The following is a 17,951-nucleotide window of genomic DNA, read 5'->3' on the forward strand; positions in this document are numbered from 1 at the left end:
ATCGATACCGGATTTCAGATGCTTGAGTGCTGCTTGCGTGGGCAGCACTCAATATAGTTTCCCGCGGATCTCACCGATGTTCACGGCGTGCCTCCTTTTCCTCGCTGTTCTGCTCCTCACCACCGTCGGGACGGTTGATTGTCACCGTGCACGCAATCAGGGTGTTCCCGTCCGAGCCGTGTTCAATGATGTTATGAAGCTCGGAAATCTCTTCAAGATAGTGTTCGATCGTAATCGGGCCGTTCTGGTGGCCGTAGACAAGAACCGCTTTCCAGCGCTTGTCACCATGCAGCGTTACCACGTTACTCATGCCGACTATCTCCTGCGGTCATCGAACAAATCCGGCTGGATTGCCGTGGGCCAAAAGGTAGCGGAACCGACCCGGCATGCAGCCGGTTGAATCGGCATGAAGAGTCGTCCTCTGACAACCAGCAATGCAAGGCAACATCATGAGCATTCTGCAGAGTACCAAGAAAGCCGTCGAGCAGGTTACCGGTTTCGCAGCACCGGGCAGGCAAGAGGTAACCGATCTTGTAAGGCGGCGAAAAGCAAATGAGTTTTGGTTCAAGGATGATGGCCTGGTCCCCAATCATCCGTTTTGGCCGCTTGTCGTCTATCGCAGCGCAGTGAGGCTGCCCGAAGAATTTGATCCCGCAGCCGTCTTGGAGGAGCTTTTTGAGGCCAATGGATGGGGGGATAGCTGGCGGAATGCCATCTACGACTACGTTCACTACCATTCACGAATACATGAGGTGCTCGGGGTTGCGGCCGGTACGGCCAAAGTCCGGTTTGGAGGCAAGAAGGGACGAACCCTGTCACTGAAGGCCGGCGACGTCGCGGTTCTTCCGGCCGGCACCGGGCACCAATGCCTTTCGGCGTCCGACAATTTTCTGGTTGTCGGCGCCTACCCTCCATTTGGGACCTATGACGAATGCACGACTGCCCAGGAGCATGATGGCGCGCTGGCCACGATCCGGAAGGTAGGTCGTCCACGCAAGGATCCCGTCTATGGGAGCAAAGGGCCGCTTCTGCAAAATTGGAAGAAGACTTGAACTAGGCGCAGATCGATCGAAGACAAGCACAGAATGCAAGAGCGTGGGAGTGCGCAGCTCAGGCTACCGGCCGAGCGCCGCATTGCAATCAACTGTCCGTCGGCGGCACGTGAACAACCATCCGCTGTCTGGCATCACGGCCGCACGGCCGGCGTCTCGACCAGAAGGCCGCGGGCCCGCTCCGTCAGATGGAGCTCCAGGTCGACGAGTTCGGCTGCGCCGAATTCGAAGGGCTCGGCTCTGACCCCGATCATGCAGTTGCGCAGGCGCCGCTGCAGCGAACCGACCGTCTGCCATTCCAGTCGGTAGAGCGGATAGCCGGTCGGATGCGCCTGCGGGATGACGCTGCCGCCGAGCCGTTTGCCCCAATTGTCGTCGTGGCAGGAGGCGCAGGAGAGCTCGAGCTGTCCGATGCGGCTCTGGAACAGACGCCGGCCGTTGTCGCGAAACCGCGCGAGCCGGGCGTCGGTCGCCGGTGTGATTGGCATGCCGCGCGACTGATGCGTCACATAGGCCGTCAGGGCGAGCAAAGCCTCGGATTCCGGCGCCAGCGGCTCGCCCTGCTGCCGCTCCGCTCGGCAGGAGTTGATACGTCCGGCAAGGTCGATCGGCCGGCCCGTCGCCGCATCAAAGGCCGGGTAGCGCGCGGCAACGCCGCGCATCGTCTGACGCGCATCGTCATGGCAGCCGGAGCAGGCGACATCCGCCCTGCCCTGCGCCTGTTGCCAGAGCTGCTCGCCCTGCAGCACCCACAGCATGCCGGGATTGCTCATGTCGTCGGCCTGCAGCGCTTGCGTCTGAGGCGTCATGAAGTCGAAGCCGGAGCGCTTCTCGCCGTCTTCGATGCCGGCGGCAGAGACAATGCCGCAAATAGCGGCGACAGCGACGGCTGCAAGCCGCCAGAGCGCATGCATCAGTTCACCGTGATTTCAGCCGACGCCGTTTGGGTCTTCCCGGCATCGTCGGTCCAGGTAAAGTCGATCGTGCCGCTCGTCGTGGCAACCAGCGTGAAGGCAATGAACGGGTTGGCCGATACGGCTGGAAAGAGATCGGCCGAAAACGCCTCCTCGCCGTTGTAGGTGCAGGTGAAACGGCGGATGATGTCGCGGGGGATGTTGGAGCCGTTCGGGCCGATACGATAGCCGGTTTCCATGGGATGGGCGATCATCGCCTTGATCTCGACGACTTCGCCCTGCGTGACCACTTTCGGCACATTGACGAGCGCGCGCGCCATTATGAAAGGTCCTCGATACAGGCAGCCAGCGTGACGATGGCGCTCGCCCGGCTCGACCAGAAGCTGCCGTCGCTCATCTCTGCGACGGCGACAACGACTTGCGAGGTCGCGAGCCGGATCCGCGTCGAGACCATGGCGCGGCCGGAGCGCGCCCCGAGGTGGAAAACCGCGACATTCTCCTCCGGGTTTTTCTCGTTGAAGACTGCGATGCGCCGGACATGGTCGTCTTCGGTCATCGGGCTCTCGGCGACGACCGCGATCCCGACCGCGTTGCCGTTCTCGACCAGAGGCGGCAGGTCGAGCCGGACGCGGCCGTCGAGAACGTTGGCTCCGCCGGTGAAGGTCCGGATCGCTTCCTTGAGGCTCGGACGGGCAACGGCCCAGCGCGGCAGGCTGATCACCAGCAGGCCGGTCATGCCGCCCGAAGAAACGCCCGCCGTCCGACAAGGCCTGCGTAAACTCCCGGGCCTGCGTAAACTCCCGGGCCTGCGTAAACTCCAAGCGGGTCTTCGTGCATGATCACCCCTTCAGCGTCGTGAGATAAGCGACGATATCCTCGATATCGGCGCCGCCCAGGATCGGCTTGCCGCGCCAGACGGTGGCGACACGCCGGCCTTGCTCAGCCGCGACCCGATAGTAGGAAGGCATGATCGTGTTCGGCACGAGCCGCTTCATGTCGACCACGCGCAGCCGGATCTGGCCTTGCGAAAGTCTTGCCCCGACGCCGGTCAGGTCGGGCGCCAGCGTGCCGTGCAGATGCGCGTCGGGAAACGGCCCGCTGTGGCAGAGCGTGCAGAGGCTGCGCTGCCGGTCCGCGATCAGCGCAGCGCCGCGCGCCGGATCACCCTTGCCTCCGACCAGAGGCTGCATGATCGCATCGCCGGTCACGACATAAGACCCAGTCTCCTCATAAGACCCTCTCTCCTCGCCGGCACCGGGCGAGGCCGCAAGCTGCAATCCCAAAAAAGCCAGAAAAGCCAGCCTCATCATCCGAACACTTCACTGGTGATCGTCCGGAACCAGTCCTGCGCATAGGCCGCTTCCAGTTCGCGGACGGAAAGCGGCGCTTCGAGCGGGCTGGTGCCGCCCGCACCTTCCACCTCGGCAAGCAGCCCGTCACGCGGCTGGTAGACCCCAGCGATTGAAATGCCATAACCGGGCGCGACCAGGCTGTAGCAGGTGTTGATGAGCTTCGGCTGCGCCGGCGGCCGCTCCCTGACCAGGGCGGCGACCGCCGCGGCGCAAGCTTTTGCCTGGGCGTTGGCGCTGAAGGCGGATTTCGGCATCGCCCCGCCGATCGCCGCGTCGCCGATGACGTGGATCGCCGGCTGTAGGCGGGACTCGAAGGTGACCGGGTCGATCGGGCACCAGCCCGTCTGGTCGGCAACGCCGGCCGACTGCGCAATCGCGCCCGCACGCTGCGGCGGGATCACGTTGGCGACATCGGCCTTGTGATTGCCGAACTCGGTCACCAGCGTCCTTGTCGCCGGGTCGACTTCCGTCACCCTGCCGCCCGACGACAACGGCACCCATTCGATCAAGCCGGGATAGAGTTCTTGCCAGGCCGCTTCGAACAGCCGCTGCTTCGAAAAGGCGTCCTTGGCGTCGAGGATGATCAGCTTGGATCTGGGCTTGCTGGTCTTGAGATAATGCGCGATCAGGCTTGCCCGCTCGTAGGGACCGGGCGGGCAGCGAAACGGATTGGCTGGCGCCGCGAGGACGACGATCCCACCGTCCGGCATCGCCGCGAGCTGGTCGCGCAGCAGCAGCGTCTGCGCGCCCGCCTTCCAGGCATGCGGCATGATCGCAGCCGCCGCCTCGTCGTAGCCCGGCAAGGCGTCGAAGCGCAGGTCGACGCCGGGCGCCAGCACCAGCCTGACGTAGCCGATGTCGGTACCATCCTCCAGCCGAACGTGCCGGCGCTCGGCATCGACGGCGACAGCCCGCTTGCGGATCAGCGCGATGTCGCCGAACTGGTCATAGTGGAAGGTCTGCGCCTCGATGCCGCGCAGCCCGGCAATCACTTCATTGCTGAACGGGCAGGCCAGATAGGCGGGCTCTGGCTCGATCAGCGTCACCGCAAGATCGCGATCCAGCCGTTTCAGCGCGCGGGCGCAGCTTGCCCCGGCAAAGCCGCCGCCGACGACGATTACGCCGGGCTGCGTCTGTGCGCGCAGCTGCGGCGCGGCAAGGACGGCCGCGGTGACGCTGGCCGCGACGCCGCCGATCAGGGCTCTACGGCTGGGCATGGCGTGCGGCCTCCGGCTTGGCGAGCCATTCGGCGATGGCGCGCGTCTCCGCCTCGGTAAATCCCCTGGCGATGCGGTCCATGACCGTCGCCTTGCGGTCACCGGAACGGAATGCTTGCATCTGGGCGACGATGTCGTCTGCCGCGTGGCCGTCGAGCGAAGGGATGGCTGAGCCGAGTGCCGCCGGCCCGTGACAGCCGGTGCATGCCGTAGCACCAGGCGCCGCGTCGGCCCATGCCGGCGCGCTGGCCGCAAGCGCCGCAAGCAGGACAGGCGCCGCAAGCAGGACAGGCGCGAGCGCCCGTCCGCCAGGCCTGTTCTTTGCGCGCCTCGTATCATGCGAGGTCATGGTTCTTCAGCGGCAGCGTGCGGATGCGTTTTCCGGTGGCGGCGAAGATCGCATTGAGGACGGCCGGCGCGGCGACCGCGATGGTCGGCTCGCCGACGCCGCCCCAGAAGCCGCCGGACGGCAGGATGATCGTCTCCACATCAGGCATTTCGGCCATCCGCAGGACCTCGTAGCTGTCGAAGTTTTCCTGCTCCATGCGCCCGCCATTGACGGTGCATTCGCCGTAGATGCAGGCGGAAAGGCCATAGACGAAGGAGCCCTCGACCTGCCGCTCCACCTGTGCCGGGTTGACGACATGACCCGGATCGGTGGCCGCCACGATGCGATGGATCCTGAGCTGCCCATCGGTGACCGAAACCTCCGCTGCCGCCGCCACATAACTGCCGAAACCCATGATCTGCGCCAGGCCGCGGTGAACGCCGGCCGCGGCCGGGTTGTCCCAGCCAATCCGTTCGGCAACCGCCTCCAGCACGGCGAGATGTTTTGGATGTTTGGCCATCAGCTTGCGGCGGAAGGCGAGCGGGTCGACGCCGGCCGCATGGGCGAGTTCGTCCATGAAACACTCGACGTAGAGCGCGTTCTGGTTGAGGTTGACGCCGCGCCAGAAGCCTGGCGGGATCGGCGGGTTGCGCATGGCATGGTCGACAAGCAGATTGTCGACCGTATATCCCAGCGTGCCTTCGGTGCCGCTGAGGACAAGGCCCTGGAAGACCACCGGGTCCATGCCGTTCTGCATGCCCTGCGGCCGTACCGCAGCAAGGATCGACTGGCCGGATATGCGCATGTGCAGAGCGGTCAGGTTGCCGTCCGCGTCGAGTGCGCCCGTCAGCCGGCATCTTGTGGTCGGGTGATAGGCGCCGTGCAGCATATCCTCCTCGCGCGACCACATGAGCTTTACCGGCGTTCCCGGCACCTGCCTGGCAATGCTGACCGCCTGGCGCACATAGTCCTGGAAGTTGCCGCGCCGGCCGAAGCCGCCGCCGAGATGGATCTTGTGCACCTCGCATTGCTGCACCGGCAGGCCGGCGGCCTCGGCCGCTGCAGCAAGGCTCGCCTCGCCATTCTGGGTCGGCACCCATACCTCGCAGCGCTCCGGCGTGTAGAGCGCCGTCGCGTTCATCGGCTCCATGGTCGCGTGGTTCTGGTAGGGGAAGGCATAGGTCGCCGTGACCGTGCGTCCGGCGGCGGACAGGACAGCACCGGCGTCACCTTGCCTGGCGCCGATGAAGGCGTCATTTGCGGCGAGCCCCTCTTCGAGCATCGCCGCGATCGAGGCGCTGGTGACCTGCCTGTTGGGGCCTTCGTCCCAGACGATCGGCAAGGCATCGAGAGCGGTCTTCGCCCGCCACCAGGTGTCGGCGACAACCGCAACGGCGGTCTCGTCGACTTGAACGACAGCGCGCACGCCCGGCATGCCCGCCACCGCCGCCGCGTCGAAACTCTCCACCTTGCCGCCGAAATACGGGCAGGCCCGGATCGCCGCGTTGAGCATGTTCGGCAGCTTGAGATCGCTGCCGTAGACCTGGCTGCCGTTAAGCTTGTCGGCCGTGTCGAGCCGCGGCAGCGGCTTGCCGGCTATGATCCAATCCTTCGGGTCCTTGAGCGTGACATTGGCGGGCGGCGTCATTCGCGCGGCGGCGGCAGCCAGCTGTCCATAAAAGGTGGCGCGATCCGACGCTGCATGCGTGACCATGCCCATCCTTGCGGTGCATTCGCTGGCCGGGACGCCCCATTCGGCGGCCGCGGCGGCGATCAGCATCTCGCGCGCAACGGCGCCGCCAATGCGCACATACTCGTGCGACTCGCGGATGCCGCGGCTGCCTCCCGTCGAGAAATTGCCCCACACGCGGTCGCGTGCCAGGTTCTGGGCCGGCGACGGGTATTCCGTCGTGACCTTGGACCAGTCGCAGTTCAGCTCCTCGGCGACGAGTTGCGCAAGGCCGGTCAGTGTCCCCTGCCCCATCTCGGAGCGGGCGATGCGGATGACCACCGTATCGTCGCGCCTGATCACCACCCAGGCATTGATCTCCGGCGCCGCCTCGCTGCCATCGGCCAGTGCCGGCTTGATGAACGGCACGTTGAATCCGAGGGACAAGCCGCCGGCTGTGGCGGCCACGCCGATGATGAAGCTGCGGCGGGAGAGGGAAATTGTGGCGTTCATGACTGCTCTCCTCAACCGCGTTGCGTGGCTTCGCCGGCCTTGGCGGCCAGCTTGATCGCGGCGCGCACCCGGTTGTAGGTGCCGCATCGGCAGATGTTGGTGATCTCGGCGTTGATGTCCTCGTCCGCGGGGTTCGGGTTCTGCATGAGCAGACCCGCCGCAGCCATGATCATGCCGGCCTGGCAGTAGCCGCATTGCGGCACGTCGAGCGCCAGCCAGGCCTGCTGGACCGGATGCGAGCTGTCCGGCGAAAGCCCCTCGATGGTGGTGATTTGCTGGTCGGGCTCGACCGCGCTCACCGGAAGCGCGCAGGAGCGCGTGGCGACGCCGTCTATATGGATGGTGCAGGCGCCGCAGGCGGCAACGCCGCAACCGTACTTCGTTCCGGTAAGCCCGATCTGCTCGCGGATCACCCACAGCAGCGGCGTGTCCGGATCGACCTCGATGTCACGTGGCGTGCCGTTGATGATCAATCTGGCCATTGTGCAATCCTTTCGATCAAAGGCTGGCGAGGATCGAGTCTGGATGCCGCCCCTGGCGACAAAGACCGGACGTCCCGGCTAGCGACGGGGCCAAGTTAGGCGGGAGCTGTCGCAGAACCTTGTCCCGAACACCGGCAGTTCATCGCAAGTTGTCGCGGGCGCAGTGCTCTGATACATTTCGTTACACTTCTCACGCTTTGTTGATGTCGGGCGAGATTGCCGCCATGGCGCGGAAGGTGATCATCCGTGTAGACGCAAACTAGATATCGTCGATACTGACCGACTATTCAGCGGCGACCTTGGAGCATTGCATGGAAGTGGCGCAGCACATCGCGGTCGTCGACGACCACAGGGACATCCGCGATCTCGTGGGGAAATACCTCACGCAGCAGGGTTATCGCGTCAGCGTCGCCGACAGCACGGCCGCGCTCAAGCGGCTGCTCGACCGCAGCCTGCCCGATCTTATCGTCCTCGACGTCATGATGCCGGGCGAGGACGGCATTGCCGCCTGCCGGCACGTGCGCGGAACGGTCGACGTTCCGATCATCTTCCTTACCGCCATGGCCGAGGAGGTCGACCGGATCGTCGGCCTCGAGATCGGGGCCGACGACTACCTGACGAAGCCGTTCAATCCGCGGGAATTGCTGGCGCGGATCAAGGCTGTGCTCAGGCGCGTCCACAGCCTGCCGCCGCAGCGCGGTCGGCTCAAGTCGAACGCGCTGCGCTTCGACCGCTGGACCCTGAATGTCGGCCGCCGCGAGCTGGTCGGGCTCGACGGCGTGGCGGTCGCGCTCAGCACGGCCGAATTCCGCCTTCTCACCGCCTTTATCGAGCATGTCGGGATCGTGCTCAGCCGCGATCAGCTGCTCGACCTCACCGTCGGGCGCTCGGCCGACGGTTTCGACCGGGCCGTCGACAACCAGGTGAGCCGGCTGCGCAAGAAGATCGAGGCGGACCCGAAGAATCCGATGCTGATCAAGACGCACTGGGGCGGCGGCTACTGCTTCACCGCCGAGGTGGCCCAGGCATGATGCTGTTATGGAGACGCAGCCTGGCGGCCCGCTTCCTCATGCTGGTGCTGCTTGCGCTCGCCCTGTCGCAGGCGATCACCTTCCTGATCTCGTGGGACGAGCGCGGACAAGCCCTGCACGCGGCGGCCAAGGGCGAGTTCGTCAGCCGCACGTCCTCGCTTGCCATCTTGCTGGACACGACGCCGCCCTCGCTTCGACCCGACATCCTCAACGTCAGCGGCACGGCCTATACGCGCTTCTGGACCTCGCACGACGGGCCGAGCAATCCCCTCGCCTGGCAACAGGAGGCGCTGACGCAACTCGCCAAGCCGCTGCCCGGCATTGCCGCCAAATATGCAGCCTACATGAACGGGCAGGCCTCGAACGCGGTCGCTGCCGCCGATCCTTCGGTGCCGCCGCGCATGCTGGACCTGTCCGGCAGTGGCAGCCCGTTCACGCGGCCTGCCAAGTTTCTTTATCTGGACGGCGCCCCAAACGGCATGGGGCTTTCCGTCCGCCTTGACGACAGCACCTGGCTGAATGCCGCCTACGCCAAGGTGATGCCGAGCGCCTTCTGGACCGCGCAATCGGCGATATCGCTGGCGCTCACCGCGCTAATCCTGTCCGCTATAGCGATTTTCGGGGCGCAGGCAATCGCGCGTCCGCTGCGACGGCTCGCCAATGCCGCAGAACTGTTCGGCCGCGGCGAGGCCGTGCCGCGGCTGCCGGAATCAGGGCCGGACGACATCCGCCAGACCGCAGAGGCGTTCAACCGCATGCAGGAGCGCCTGCAGCGCTTCGTCGAGGACCGCACGCGCATGCTGGCGGCGATCAGCCACGACCTGCGCACACCGCTGACCTCGCTGCGGCTGCGCGCCGAGTTCGTCCAGGATCACGATCTCCAGGAGAAGATGCTGAAGACCATCGAGGAAATCCAGACGATGACGGAAGCAGCGCTCGCCTTTGCGCGCGAGGACGCCGCGGTGGAGGAGACGCGAACCGTCGATCTTTCGGCGCTCGTCGGCAGCCTCTGCGACGACCTCGAGGAGCTGGGCCAAAACGTCACCGTCAGCGACGGGCCCAAGGTGCTGTATCGCTGCCGGCCGGACTCGCTGCGCCGGGCGATCCGCAACCTCGTCGAAAATGCCGTCCGCTATGGCGAGCAGGCCAAGGTGAGCCTGGTCAGGCGCACCGACAGCCTGGACATTGTGGTCGAGGACGCCGGGCCCGGCATTCCGCAAGCCGACATGGAACAGGTGTTCGCGCCCTTCTTCCGCCTGGAGCAGTCGCGCAACCGGGAGACCGGCGGCGTCGGGCTCGGCCTGTCGATTGCCCGCGCCATCGCCCGCCACCACGGCGGCGACATCGTGCTGGAAAACCGGAGCAACGGCCTTCGCGCGATCGTCAGGCTGCCGCTCATCGACATGGCCAGGCAGCTTGCCCCGGCGCCGGTGCCTGAGACGAGCCCTCCGACCGGACTGCGATCCTTGCCGGCTTGACCGAAACTGTCCCGCGATCGCGCCAGGCGCTCACATTTTCCTAACATCGTGACTAATTAAACGGCGCGCCATGATCGCGGCCCGGTGCGCGAGCCGGACGTCCTCGGCGGCCAGCCGGTGTTTGCGGGAACGCCTCGTCCATGACGTCGCCGACATGTTGCCAATCGCGACACGGCCGCAGTGATCCATGCCGCTCATTCGCCGCTGTCCCTTGACCAGATCGGGCTCGCCGCGAATTATGCGCTCGCCTATCCACGGCGGGTTGGCCGCCGGCGAACCCCAGCGGATGCCGTCGGCGGACCAAAACAACGGCTTGGGAAGGGAAGCGGCATGAGCGGCAGCGTCTGGATCAGTCGCGTCAGGAGCGACTCGCGGATCGGCAACAAGCAGGGTCTGCGCGCAAAGTTCTATGGCCAGGACTGGGAGCCCGCGCGCTTCGAAATCCCTGTTGCTAGTGAGAGAGTGCTTGCCGCGCTGCGTCGTCACAGACAAGGCGTCCCGCTGGAGCGAACCGAGATGACCGAAGCGGTCGCAGTGTGGGAGGAAACGCGCTTCAAGAGGGTCGGTGACCTGTTCTATGCCGGGCCGTTCATGGCCGTCAAAGGCAAGCTGGCGGAGGTGCTGTCGCGCTTCAATCTCGGCGCCGGTGGACTCGTGCCCCTGCCGGTCTACAAGGCCGATCTGGAAACCCCGGTAAACGGGGAGTTCTTCCTGCTCAATTTTGGCGGGCCTAAGGACAGCTTCCTACCAGAGCAATCCAACAGCGAAGCGATCCGAAAGCTTTATTACGACAAGGCGATACAAAGGCAAATCTGGGGTGTCGAATCATTGGTCAAGGACGATGGCCTTGCTCTGTCGCCTGCCGCGCTGGAAGGCGCCGACCTTTGGAGCGAGCAGACGGTATTCAACGACATTTTTATGAGTGACGACCTGGTCGCTGCGTTGCGTGCAGCAAAAATCAAGATTGATTTCAGGCTTAGCGCAAGCCGGATCGAACGGGGCGGGCAATAGGCGCGGTGACTCAGCGCGATTTCGAACTGGGTGCTTACACCTGCCTCCTGCCGCAGCAGTCTACGGCACCAGACGAACGGAATCTGGGTCCGCTTGATAAGGTCTACGAGATCGAAACTCTGTGCACGCCACCTCCGGTGTGCTTATGGGCGGCAAGATCGTGGCGCCGCCAGTGGTTACCCAGCAATCATCGCGAGCTTTCGAGATTGTCTCTGAGGCATGGCCAGCAAACCTGTCAAACCGACGTGCAGAACATATTCAATTTGGCTCGCCGCCAGCTCCGCCGGCGGCTCTGCGATGCTCAGGTGATGTCGTCCGGACGGTCGTCCTCGGCGGCGATCCGCTTTTCGACCACGGCCCGCAAAGCGTCGTTAATGCGGTCCTGCCAGCCCGGTCCGTCGCCCTGGAAATAATCCAGGACAGCTCGATCAATCCTGATTGAAACAAGCTCTCTGACATTTGGAGCAGCTGCGGTTTCGCGAACCGGTGCGCTCGGCTTCCTGGCAGGTTTGAAGGCGGCTTCGGCGGCAGCCATTGGATCTGTCGGTCGGCGCGGAGGATTTGCCATTGATGGTCCTGACTTGAGATAACGGAAGGATGAGACATGCAAGCAAAACGCGTCTGGATGCCTCGGCCACTGCCTGGAACAGTGAATCGAATGTCGACGCAAGAGGCAATGGTCTCGCCTCCCCGGGAGCAGGAAATGCGCGCCATTGCATTCTTTGCCGGCGTGTTGGTGGCTACGCCCTTGATGGCGGCGGAGCAGCTGGGCCCCTGTCCATTGTCGGGACACAGATTCACGGTAGCGTTTCGCCGATGCCTGATCGGCAAGGTTCGACCTCTCTCTGTCTTTCCGCCGCCACAGCCTGAACCGGAAGTTCTGACCCTGAGCTGCCCTTCATCGGCCGACTTCGTCGCCCGAAAGCCGACTTTCACCGCAAGCAGAGCCCATGACCAGAAACGGAGATTCTTATGATCGGCTCTGAGATCAACGAGCAGTCGTCGTTGATTCGGCTGATAGCGTCCCGCGAGCCCGATAGGACGCGTTCGGACGTCTCCGTAACGATAGCGTCGCCACACGAAGACGTAGGTGATCACGTGGTAGCATGTTGGGGTCCGCCTTTCCTTCCCCCAACCTTCAAGCGGGGCGCCTCAATCAATCGAGATCCTGGCGCCTACCGCGCCGTTCAAGAGGCGTCTGAGATGGAAACTGGCCAAATGATCTTCAGGCCACTGTCCGACTTCAGCGGCGAACGCGGCAAGCGCGCCCGGATCGCCAGTTTCCAGCTTCGCAAATGCCTGTAGATAGGCGGCCGTTGCTGGCTCGTCGTATTGCTCCCGCCTGAGTGGCTCGAAGGCGCGCAGCGGTTCGGACCTACCCCTCAGCACCAGGTCTCCGACCGGCAAGCCGCGAAAATCGGGCACTTGCTTGGCGGCAGCCTCGCTGACGCAGATGCGCGTGCCGAGCTGCTTGTTTGCCGCCTCCAGCCGCGCCGCTATGTTGATGGAGTCGCCGTAGGCGGTGTAGTCGAAGAAACGTCCGCGGCCGAAATTGCCGACGATTGCAGGCCCTGCATTGACGCCGATGCGTGTCACGCCGAGCGCGATGCCGCGTTGGTGCCAGGTCTCCCGGAAGGCTTGAGAGAAGGCGTCGAGGTCGAGCGCGCACGCGATCGCCCGTACCGCATGATCCGGCTGGTCGCCGGGCGCACCGAACAATACGTGAAGCGCGTCACCGACGATCTTGGCTACCGTCCCCTCATGCCCAAAGACAATGTCGCTCATGCCAGCGAGATAGTCGTTGAGCAGGTCACCGAGCACGCTCGGCTCGATCGTTTCGGCCAGCATCGTGAAGTCGGCAATGTCGGTGAACAGCGCCGCCACATCGCGCCGCTGCCCAGCGAGATCGATGCTGTCTTGCGCGCCCGCGAGCCGCTCCGCGAGGTTAGGAGAGAAGTAGCGCGACAAAGCCGCATGCGCCCGCTCGGCCGCGGCCTGACGGCGCCGCGCTTCGCGCAGGATCTCGATGTGGCGCAGCGTCTTGGCGATCGTAGCCTCAAGGTCGGGAAAGTCGATCGGTTTGGTGAGAAAGTCGAAGGCGCCGCGGTTCATCGCCGTGCGGATGTTGGTCATGTCGCCATACGCCGAGACGATGATGGTCGACAGCTGAGCCTCGGCCTCTTGCAGCCGTTGCAGGAGCGAAAGGCCGTCCATGCGCGGCATGTTGATGTCGCTCACCACCATGTCTATGTCGTGGTTTCCATCGAGTATCGCCAGGGCCTCCACACCATCGCGGGCGAACATGAAGCTGATCGCGCCGTCGCGGATATGACAGCGGAATTTCTGCCTGACCAGCTCCTCCAGGTCCGGCTCGTCGTCGACCACCAGGATGTGCGCAGTCACGCGACCCACCGTAGCCTGGTTTCGATTTCCGCTCGCAAAGCGGAGAAGTCGATCGGCTTGGTCAGAAACGCCGCGGCGCCTTCCTCCATCGCAGTACGCTTGGTCTCGGAGTCGCCATAGGCGGTGATCATGATCACCGGTACATCGGGACGGGCCTCTCTCGCCTTCGGTAAGAATTCGAGCCCGCTCATGCCCGGCATGTTGATGTCGGAGAGAATAAGGATCAACGTCGTGCCCTCCACCTCCCCGATCACGCGAAGAGCCGCGTGTGCAGAGAGCGCGAATTCCATAGCGAAGCGGCCAGAACGCAGGTCCCGGCGGAATTGCTGGCGGAACAGGACCTCGACGTCTGGTTCGTCGTCGACCACCAGTATGAGCGGGTTCATTGGGCGGCTGCCTTCTTGCCGACCGATGCAGCGCCGCGTGGCAACAGGATGCGGAACTCGGTGAACTCGCCCGGCTTTGTGTCCACTTCGAGCGTGCCCGCGTGCTGTTTCACGATGATGTCGTGGCTGAGCGACAGGCCGAGCCCAGTCCCTTCGCCAGCTGGTTTCGTGGTAAAGAACGGGTTGAACATCTTCTCGACCACCTCCGGCGGGATGCCAGTGCCGTTGTCGCGCAGCCTGATCTCGACCTTGTCGCCAAGGCTCTTCGTCGAGGCGCACAGCACCGGCGAATAGGCGTTGCCATCGCCCTGGCCGCGATGCGTTGTCGCATGAAAGCTATTGGAGATCAGGTTGAGCAGCACGCGCGTGATCTCCTGAGGATACAAGTCGACATCGCCGGCGTCGGGATCGAGGGACTTCTCGACTGTGATGTTGAAATCCCTCCGTTCGGCGCGGGCCCCATGATAAGCGAGATTGAGGCTCTCCTCGACGATGGCGTTGATGCTGGTCGGCCGGTGCTCTCCGGATCCTTGTCGCGAATGGAGCAGCATGTTCTTGACGATCGAGTCGGCTCGCCTGCCGTGCTGCACGATCTTTTCGAGGTCACCCTTGAGCAGTCCAGTCAGTTCGTCGACCTCTTTGCGAATTGGTCCGTCCAAAGAGGCACTGTCCAGCGCTTGCCGCAGCTCTTCGACAAGTTCCAGGGAGACGGCAGAGAAATTGTTGACGAAGTTGAGCGGGTTCTTGATCTCATGCGCGATGCCCGCGGTGAGCTGGCCAAGCGAAGCGAGCTTCTCGGTTTGGATAAGCCGATCCTGAGCGGCCCGAAGTTCCTCCAGGGAGCTCGACAATTCGCTGGTGCGCTTCTGCACTTCCTCGAACAGGCGCACATTCTCGATAGCGATAACGGCCTGATCGGCAAACGTTTCAACGAGTTCGATCTGCTTTTCAGTGAACGGCCGCACAGTCGAGCGGGTCAGGATGAAGACGCCGACTGCCGATCCCTCACGGACCAGCGGCACGGCGAGCGACGAGCGGTAGCCGCCGAGGCTCTGAAAGTCGGTCAAGGTGTAGCTGGGGTCGGCGAGCACGTCCGGCAGGTGCACGGTGTGCCGGTCCAGCACCGCACGCGAAGTGGCGCTGCCTTGGCCGATCGTCAGAGGGTTTTCTTTCGCATAGTCCACCAGTTCCTGCGGGAATCCTGCATTCGCGGCAAATTGATAGGTTTCGCCATCGCGGCGCATGATAGAGCCCATATCGGCTTCGCATACGCGCGTAGCCGTCGCGGCAAGAGCGCCAAGCACCGCCTGGAGGTCAAAGGTCGAGCGACTGATGACCTTCAGCACGTCGGCGATTGCGGTCTGCTGCTGCAGGGTTTCGCCGAGCTCGGCGGTGCGCGCCTGCACCTCGTCAAACAGGCGCACGTTTTCGACAGCGATGACCGCCTGATCTGCGAAGGTTTGCAGGAGCGCAATCTGCTGGGCCGGAAAGAGTCCTGGCTCCGATCCCGCAACCGCAATCGCGCCGATCGCTTGGCCGTTCTTCAACATAGGCACTGCGGCGATACTGCGAGCGGTGACAGCCGTCGCCACATCGCCAAGCGCGTAGTCGGGATCCTCATACACGTCGGGTATCTGCTCGACATTGCCACTCAGTACCGCGCGGGCCGTAGCCCCAGTGCGGCCAGGCGAAAGGGGATAGGCGCCGCTAATCGCCTGATAACCAGCCGGAGAGAGCCCATGTTGAGCCACGAAATGGATGAGCGCGCCGTCGTATCTAAAGACTGCTGAAAACTCCGCCTCGCACAGCCGCGCCGACGCCTCGGCGATCATGTCGAACACTGGTTGTACGTCGGTCGGCGAACTCGAGATGACGCTGAGAATGTCGTTGGTCGCCGTCTGCTGCTCCAGCGACGCTGTTAGCGCACGGTTCCGCGCCTGCACCTCTTCGAATAGCCTGACGTTCTGGATAGCAATGACAGCCTGGTCGGCGAAGGTTTCGACCAGGTTGACCTGCTTCTCAGTAAAGGGTGCGACCTCGGTCCGGCGCAGCAGGATCGTTCCGATGGCCTCTCCGTCGCGCAGAAGGGGAGTCCCCAGTATGGTGCGATGGCCGAGCCGCTCAGCCATTGCGCGCCCCGCCGCGAACTCGTCGCCTGCCGACATGAGATCGGGCACCTGGATAGTCCTGGCATCGACAACCGACCGACCGGCCACCCAATCGCGTCTGAGTGGAAATTTCGTAAAGTCGATCGGGATCGGGCCGAAATGCGCGGCGATGACCAGCGAATCCTGCTCCTTCAGCAGAACCGCGGCGTCATAGGCCGCGCAGAGCCTTGCCGCGTTTTCCACGACCGTCTTCAGGACGGGTTGGATGTCGGTGGGTGAAGCGGCGATGACGCCCAGCACCTCGCTGGTTGCAGTCTGCTGCTCAAGCGCTTCGCCGAGATCGCGCGTGCGTGCCTCGACCTCTTCGAACAGGCGCACATTTTCGATGGCGATGACGGCCTGGTCTGCGAAGGTTCCGAGGAGCTCGATCTGCTTGTCGGTGAAGGGCGCTACCGTCCGGCGGGCGAGCACCAGCACGCCGATCGCCTTGCCTTCGCGCATCAAGGGGACGCCGAGCAGTGTTCGGTAGCCGGCCTTCGCCTGCGGTTCGAAATAGGTATAATCCGGATCGGCGAGTACGTCGGCGACCTGCACCAGGGCCCCGTCGAGGAGCACACGGCCGACGATCGAGCCACGCCCCGTGTCGAGCCGACGGTTCTTGTTGTAGACGAGCCAGTCGGGCGGAAATCCGAAGCTGCTGGCATAGTAGAAGCCGGGGCCTTCGCTACGGCAGATGCCGGACATGTCCGCTTGACAGAGACGGGCTGCAGACTCTGTCAAGGTATCGAGAACGGTCTGGAGGTCGAATGCTGACCGGCTGATGACCCTGAGCACATCGGCGGTGGCGGTCTGCTGTCTGAACGCTTCGGCCGCCTCGCGGTTCCTGTCGTCGAGGCTGGTGACGAGACGTACATTCTCCATAGCGATAACGGCCTGGTCGGCGAATGTCTGCACGACCGCAATCTGGCGGTCGCTGAAGAGTCGCGCTTCGGTTCGCGACAGCGAAATCACACCGACCACCTCGCCATGTCGCTTCAGCGGGACTGCGAGCGCGGCACCATGGTCGGCGAGCTTATGGCCGGCAAGCGAGCTGCAGCGCGAGTCGCTCTGCACATCCTCAATGTTGAACACCTCGCCAGCAAACGCGGCACGGCCCGAGGTGGTAACTGCGTCCGCTGCGGGCGTGATCGGATTGGCTCGCACATAGGCGACCCATTCGTCCGGATAATTGACGTGCGCTGCTAAGAATAGCTGCCCGTTGCGGCTCAGCCATATGACGCCGCGCGATGCCTCACACAGGCGGATGGCCGTCTGCGTCAAGGCAGTGAGCACCGCGTCGAGGTCAAAAGCCGAACGGCTGATCACCCTCAGGACGTCGGCAGCGGCTGCTTGTTGCTCGCGAGTCTCGTCCAACTCCTGGGTGAGGAGCGCAACCTTCTGCTCGAGCTCGATGAGCGAGCCCGGCACACCCAGTTCCTTCATCGGAATGGTCCCAGACACAGCGTTAAGCATAGCTCGAATACGTCATTGGTACCACTGCCGATCGCGGGCGCTTCGTGTCCTGAAAATTAGGGACAAACCGTGTCATCTGCACCACCTCCGGTTCGATGATACGGATCACGGAGCGCTGGGCGCGATTGCCAAGTTGATCGCGCTGCAGACCAATCGCAGCCCGGTCAACGGAACCGGGCGCCCCCGTCCCCACGAAGCAGCGGACGCAACGCAGCCATTTTACACGACGCAGCAAGACTCTCCGTGTCGATGCGCTGCAAATTGCCAATATTGGTTGAGGTGGCGAAAATGTCGGATTAGGAACTGTTCTTTCCCCCGCTGACTTGCGACGAGGGCTTGCCTTTCGGCTTCTTCGAGGGAAAATCCGCGAGGGATCGATTCCGGAGCTTGGCGCGAAGGTCTGGTTCGCAGAAGCGCTCGAAATGTCAAGAAATGGCGCATGTGGTCAGTCGATGCGTTGAGACTTCAGATTGCCTGATGAGGTTCGGGAAGGTC

General features: G+C 63.8%; 17 protein-coding genes. 4 read left to right on the top strand and 13 right to left on the bottom strand.

Going from position 1 to position 17,951, the window contains the following annotated elements; all coding sequences use genetic code 11:
* Positions 1–70: 70 nt before the first annotated feature.
* Positions 71–310 (bottom strand): hypothetical protein, encoded by a 240-nt coding sequence (locus AC0L2B_RS19820; RefSeq protein WP_473746534.1) that lies wholly within the window; start codon positions 308–310, stop codon positions 71–73.
* A gap of 139 nt (positions 311–449) precedes the next feature.
* Here AC0L2B_RS19820 and AC0L2B_RS19825 point away from each other — a divergent pair, with 139 nt between their 5' ends.
* Complete coding sequence (locus AC0L2B_RS19825) at positions 450–1,052, top strand: cupin domain-containing protein (protein WP_473746536.1); 603 nt, start codon at positions 450–452, stop codon at positions 1,050–1,052.
* Positions 1,053–1,186: 134 nt separating this feature from the next.
* Here the strand turns inward: AC0L2B_RS19825 and soxA are convergent, their stop codons facing one another.
* The 8 genes from soxA to AC0L2B_RS19865 all read right to left on the bottom strand — a co-directional run bounded on the left by soxA (position 1,187) and on the right by AC0L2B_RS19865 (position 7,527).
* Positions 1,187–1,966 carry a sulfur oxidation c-type cytochrome SoxA gene (gene soxA, locus AC0L2B_RS19830; protein ID WP_473746537.1) on the bottom strand — a complete coding sequence of 260 codons (780 nt, stop codon included), beginning with the start codon at positions 1,964–1,966 and terminating at the stop codon, positions 1,187–1,189.
* A complete protein-coding gene (soxZ, locus tag AC0L2B_RS19835; RefSeq protein WP_473746538.1) occupies positions 1,966–2,286 on the bottom strand; it encodes a thiosulfate oxidation carrier complex protein SoxZ in 321 nt (106 codons plus the stop codon). The genes soxA and soxZ overlap by 1 nt, the downstream gene beginning before the upstream one ends.
* Positions 2,286–2,702, bottom strand: coding sequence for a SoxY-related AACIE arm protein (locus AC0L2B_RS19840; RefSeq protein ID WP_473746539.1), 417 nt, complete (start codon positions 2,700–2,702; stop codon positions 2,286–2,288). The genes soxZ and AC0L2B_RS19840 overlap by 1 nt, the downstream gene beginning before the upstream one ends.
* Before the next feature lie 103 nt (positions 2,703–2,805).
* Positions 2,806–3,276 (bottom strand): sulfur oxidation c-type cytochrome SoxX, encoded by a 471-nt coding sequence (soxX, locus tag AC0L2B_RS19845; RefSeq protein WP_473746540.1) that lies wholly within the window; start codon positions 3,274–3,276, stop codon positions 2,806–2,808.
* Positions 3,273–4,535, bottom strand: coding sequence for an FCSD flavin-binding domain-containing protein (locus tag AC0L2B_RS19850; protein ID WP_473746541.1), 1,263 nt, complete (start codon positions 4,533–4,535; stop codon positions 3,273–3,275). Before AC0L2B_RS19850 ends, soxX begins: the two co-directional genes overlap by 4 nt.
* A complete protein-coding gene (locus AC0L2B_RS19855; protein ID WP_473746542.1) occupies positions 4,522–4,884 on the bottom strand; it encodes a c-type cytochrome in 363 nt (120 codons plus the stop codon). The genes AC0L2B_RS19850 and AC0L2B_RS19855 overlap by 14 nt, the downstream gene beginning before the upstream one ends.
* The gene (locus tag AC0L2B_RS19860; protein WP_473746543.1) at positions 4,871–7,045 is read right to left on the bottom strand and encodes a xanthine dehydrogenase family protein molybdopterin-binding subunit; all 2,175 of its coding nucleotides are present in this window, start codon (positions 7,043–7,045) and stop codon (positions 4,871–4,873) included. The genes AC0L2B_RS19855 and AC0L2B_RS19860 overlap by 14 nt, the downstream gene beginning before the upstream one ends.
* 11 nt (positions 7,046–7,056) lie before the next feature.
* Positions 7,057–7,527 (bottom strand): (2Fe-2S)-binding protein, encoded by a 471-nt coding sequence (locus AC0L2B_RS19865; protein ID WP_254026014.1) that lies wholly within the window; start codon positions 7,525–7,527, stop codon positions 7,057–7,059.
* 311 nt (positions 7,528–7,838) lie between these two features.
* On the opposite strand from AC0L2B_RS19865, the gene AC0L2B_RS19870 reads away from it, so the two are divergent.
* From AC0L2B_RS19870 to AC0L2B_RS19880, 3 genes are all read left to right on the top strand, one after another.
* Complete coding sequence (locus AC0L2B_RS19870; RefSeq protein ID WP_023798507.1) at positions 7,839–8,558, top strand: response regulator; 720 nt, start codon at positions 7,839–7,841, stop codon at positions 8,556–8,558.
* Entirely contained in the window at positions 8,555–10,036 is a 1,482-nt protein-coding gene (locus AC0L2B_RS19875) for an ATP-binding protein (protein WP_091593908.1), read from the top strand. Before AC0L2B_RS19870 ends, AC0L2B_RS19875 begins: the two co-directional genes overlap by 4 nt.
* Before the next feature lie 180 nt (positions 10,037–10,216).
* Complete coding sequence (locus AC0L2B_RS19880; protein WP_473746544.1) at positions 10,217–11,047, top strand: hypothetical protein; 831 nt, start codon at positions 10,217–10,219, stop codon at positions 11,045–11,047.
* A gap of 301 nt (positions 11,048–11,348) precedes the next feature.
* On the opposite strand, the gene AC0L2B_RS19885 is transcribed toward AC0L2B_RS19880, so the two are convergent.
* The 4 genes from AC0L2B_RS19885 to AC0L2B_RS19900 form a co-directional block, all read right to left on the bottom strand.
* On the bottom strand, positions 11,349–11,615 hold the full coding sequence (locus AC0L2B_RS19885; protein WP_473746545.1) for a BrnA antitoxin family protein: 267 nt from the start codon (positions 11,613–11,615) through the stop codon (positions 11,349–11,351).
* Positions 11,616–12,199: 584 nt separating this feature from the next.
* On the bottom strand, positions 12,200–13,450 hold the full coding sequence (locus AC0L2B_RS19890) for an adenylate/guanylate cyclase domain-containing protein (protein WP_473746546.1): 1,251 nt from the start codon (positions 13,448–13,450) through the stop codon (positions 12,200–12,202).
* Positions 13,447–13,836, bottom strand: coding sequence for a response regulator (locus tag AC0L2B_RS19895; RefSeq protein WP_473746547.1), 390 nt, complete (start codon positions 13,834–13,836; stop codon positions 13,447–13,449). The genes AC0L2B_RS19890 and AC0L2B_RS19895 overlap by 4 nt, the downstream gene beginning before the upstream one ends.
* Positions 13,833–17,426, bottom strand: coding sequence for a GAF domain-containing protein (locus AC0L2B_RS19900; RefSeq protein WP_473746548.1), 3,594 nt, complete (start codon positions 17,424–17,426; stop codon positions 13,833–13,835). Before AC0L2B_RS19900 ends, AC0L2B_RS19895 begins: the two co-directional genes overlap by 4 nt.
* Positions 17,427–17,951: the final 525 nt, after the last annotated feature.

This window comes from Mesorhizobium sp. WSM4815 (assembly GCF_055811575.1).

Bases quoted from the DNA above. Each gene is read 5' to 3' on its own strand.
- AC0L2B_RS19820 (WP_473746534.1), bottom strand. From the start codon at position 310: ATGAGTAACGTGGTAACGCTGCATGGTGACAAGCGCTGGAAAGCGGTT.
- AC0L2B_RS19860 (WP_473746543.1), bottom strand. From the start codon at position 7,045: ATGAACGCCACAATTTCCCTCTCCCGCCGCAGCTTCATCATCGGCGTG.
- AC0L2B_RS19900 (WP_473746548.1), bottom strand. From the start codon at position 17,426: ATGAAGGAACTGGGTGTGCCGGGCTCGCTCATCGAGCTCGAGCAGAAG.
- AC0L2B_RS19825 (WP_473746536.1), top strand. From the start codon at position 450: ATGAGCATTCTGCAGAGTACCAAGAAAGCCGTCGAGCAGGTTACCGGT.
- AC0L2B_RS19850 (WP_473746541.1), bottom strand. From the start codon at position 4,535: ATGCCCAGCCGTAGAGCCCTGATCGGCGGCGTCGCGGCCAGCGTCACC.
- AC0L2B_RS19855 (WP_473746542.1), bottom strand. From the start codon at position 4,884: ATGACCTCGCATGATACGAGGCGCGCAAAGAACAGGCCTGGCGGACGG.
- AC0L2B_RS19840 (WP_473746539.1), bottom strand. From the start codon at position 2,702: ATGACCGGCCTGCTGGTGATCAGCCTGCCGCGCTGGGCCGTTGCCCGT.
- soxZ (WP_473746538.1), bottom strand. From the start codon at position 2,286: ATGGCGCGCGCGCTCGTCAATGTGCCGAAAGTGGTCACGCAGGGCGAA.
- AC0L2B_RS19870 (WP_023798507.1), top strand. From the start codon at position 7,839: ATGGAAGTGGCGCAGCACATCGCGGTCGTCGACGACCACAGGGACATC.
- AC0L2B_RS19885 (WP_473746545.1), bottom strand. From the start codon at position 11,615: ATGGCAAATCCTCCGCGCCGACCGACAGATCCAATGGCTGCCGCCGAA.
- soxA (WP_473746537.1), bottom strand. From the start codon at position 1,966: ATGCATGCGCTCTGGCGGCTTGCAGCCGTCGCTGTCGCCGCTATTTGC.
- AC0L2B_RS19895 (WP_473746547.1), bottom strand. From the start codon at position 13,836: ATGAACCCGCTCATACTGGTGGTCGACGACGAACCAGACGTCGAGGTC.
- AC0L2B_RS19875 (WP_091593908.1), top strand. From the start codon at position 8,555: ATGATGCTGTTATGGAGACGCAGCCTGGCGGCCCGCTTCCTCATGCTG.
- soxX (WP_473746540.1), bottom strand. From the start codon at position 3,276: ATGATGAGGCTGGCTTTTCTGGCTTTTTTGGGATTGCAGCTTGCGGCC.
- AC0L2B_RS19865 (WP_254026014.1), bottom strand. From the start codon at position 7,527: ATGGCCAGATTGATCATCAACGGCACGCCACGTGACATCGAGGTCGAT.